This window comes from Atribacter sp. (assembly GCF_035418125.1).
In the GTDB taxonomy this organism is placed as follows: domain Bacteria; phylum Atribacterota; class Atribacteria; order Atribacterales; family Atribacteraceae; genus Atribacter; species Atribacter allofermentans.
This window is the reverse complement of record NZ_DAOLQM010000297.1, coordinates 1-2,478: the sequence shown is the minus strand read 5'-3', so window position 1 is coordinate 2,478 and position 2,478 is coordinate 1. Positions and strand designations below refer to the sequence as shown.

The 2,478-nt window shown below is 40.8% G+C and carries 3 protein-coding genes; all 3 read left to right on the top strand.

Features of this window, described 5'->3' with window-relative positions; genetic code table 11:
- On the top strand, positions 1–924 hold a 924-nt coding region (locus tag PLK24_RS10740; protein WP_324479002.1), incomplete at its 5' end, for a Gfo/Idh/MocA family oxidoreductase.
- On the top strand, positions 908–2,302 hold the full coding sequence (locus PLK24_RS10735) for an NAD(P)/FAD-dependent oxidoreductase (RefSeq protein ID WP_324479000.1): 1,395 nt from the start codon (positions 908–910) through the stop codon (positions 2,300–2,302). The genes PLK24_RS10740 and PLK24_RS10735, both read left to right, overlap by 17 nt.
- On the top strand, positions 2,299–2,478 hold a 180-nt coding region (locus PLK24_RS10730; RefSeq protein ID WP_324478998.1), incomplete at its 3' end, for a 5'/3'-nucleotidase SurE. The genes PLK24_RS10735 and PLK24_RS10730, both read left to right, overlap by 4 nt.

The following is a 2,478-nucleotide window of genomic DNA, read 5'->3' as shown; positions in this document are numbered from 1 at the left end:
GTTGGTTATCTTGGACAGCATCATGCCCGAATTTATTCTGAAATACCAGATACTACTCTGGTGGGTGTAGTCGATATAAATCAGGAACGAGCAAGAGAAATTGCCAAGAGATACTCGACGACCCCCTATTACGATTATCGTGAGTTGTTTGGAAAAATTGATGCCGTGAGCATTGTAGTCCCAACCGTGCTTCATCGTTTGATTGCCGGACATTTTATCGAAGAAGGGATTAATATACTCATAGAAAAACCGGTTACAACGACTCTCGAAGAAGCTCGAGAATTGATGGAGATGGCAAATAGAAAGAAAGTGATTCTCCAGGTAGGTCACATTGAGCGGTTTAACACAGCAGTCATGGAACTTTCAAAAATAATTGATCGCCCAGTATTTATCGATTGTTATCGTATGGGACCCTATACCAACCGCAATACCGATGTGGGAGTTGTTCTTGATTTGATGATACATGATATTGATATTGTAATGAGCATTGTCAAAAGCAAAGTAACTAAAATCAGTTCTTTTGGATATCCAGTATTTTCTCGTCAAGAAGATATTGCTAATGCACAGATACTTTTTGAAAATGGTTGCATTGCCAATCTTACGGCTAGCCGAATCACCAGGAAAAAAATTCGCCGTATGGAAATCACCGAAGTCGATGCTTTTATTTCCATCGATTATTTGGAGCAAGAGTTAGCGGTTTACAAAAAGACAATCACGGCAGTTCCCCCTATTCTCATGGAGAAACCGATGATGCAAAAAGGGGAGCCGCTTCGATTTGAACTGGAACACTTTACCCGTTGTGTAAAAAACGGAGAAAGACCACTGGTTGGTTTAGAGGAAGGGAAAAATGCGCTCGAAGTAGCACTAAAAATACTTGAAGAAATAAAAAAGAATCAGGGGATTGTGAATGAAAAATACCTATGATGTTATTATAATCGGAGGAGGACCAGCGGGAATTTTTGCCGCATTAGAACTTGCCGATAAAACCGATCTTGATATTCTAATAATTGATCGAGGCGGAGATATTGAAGAACGAAGATGCCCAGCCCGGGAAAAGAAAAATATCTGCCAAAAATGTCAGCCATGTTCATTGCTCTGTGGCTGGGGAGGAGCAGGAGCATTCAGTGATGGGAAGCTGACTTTTTCCCACGATGTTGGAGGTCAGTTGACTTCTTATTTAAAACCGAATGATTTGGAACAGCTTCTTCAGTACGTTGATAATATCTACCTTCGCTATGGAGCAACCCCACGGGTTTATGGAGATGATGGAGAAAAGGTGGAAGAACTCCGGAAAAAAGCGGAAATGGCTGAACTGATATTGCTCCCATCTCGAGTGAGACATTTGGGAACTGACAGCTGTCGAGGAATATTAACTCGTATCAAAAATCATTTGAAAGAGAAGGTGACCATCCTCACTCGTACTGAAGCTGCCGAAATATTAACCAAAAACCATCAAGCAGTTGGGGTTCAGCTGAAAAATGGCGATGTGATTAAAAGCCACTACTTGATCGTTGCACCTGGTCGGGTTGGAGCTGATTGGCTAAGGACAGAAGCACTGAAATTAAAGCTTGATTTAGTCAATAATCCCGTAGATTTGGGCGTTAGGATGGAAGTACCGGCTTCAATTATGGAAGAATACACCAAAGTTTTGTACGAATTAAAACTCATCTATTATTCCCATACCTTTGACGATCGAGTGAGAACTTTTTGTATGTGCCCTCATGGTGAGGTGGTCAGTGAATATAACGATGGGATTATAACCGTTAATGGCCATAGTTATGAAAATCGAAAAACCAACAATACCAATTTTGCCATCCTGGTAAGTACTCATTTTACCGAACCCTTCAAAGAACCAATCGAATATGGCCGCTATGTTGCTCGCTTAGCAAATATGCTCAGTGGCGGTGTTGTTATACAAAGGCTTAAAGATTTACAATTGGGAAGAAGGTCTACTCCAGAACGAATAAAAAAATCAGTTTTAAAGCCTACACTCAACGGTGCTAGTCCGGGGGATTTGAGTTTTGTTCTCCCTTATCGGTTTTTGCAAGATGTATTAGAGATTATTTCGGCTATGGATAAGTTTATTCCAGGAATGAGTTCTCCGCATAATCTTCTCTATGGATTAGAAGTAAAGTTCTATTCGTCTCGGGTGAAACTCAGCGAATATTTAGAAAGCGATATCGAGAATTTATTCATGGCTGGAGATGGTGCCGGTGTTACCCGAGGTTTGATTCAGGCGTCCACATCGGGTGTGATCGTAGCCAGAGAAATTCTACACCGGGTTGGAGGTCATATTGAATGAAAAGAAACATCCTTATTACCAATGATGATGGTTATCAAAGTGATGGGATTATGGCTTTAGTTCGAGTTTTTAAGCCAATAGCCAATATTATTTTAGTTGCTCCTCTTGAAGAGCGAAGTTGTTCAAGTCATAGTATTACAGCACGACAGACATTAAGAGTGAAGGACGTTCAAGTA

What these genes read in the sequence shown, in the direction of transcription:
- PLK24_RS10735 (WP_324479000.1), top strand. Translation starts at nt 908, where the DNA reads ATGAAAAATACCTATGATGTTATTATAATCGGAGGAGGACCAGCGGGA.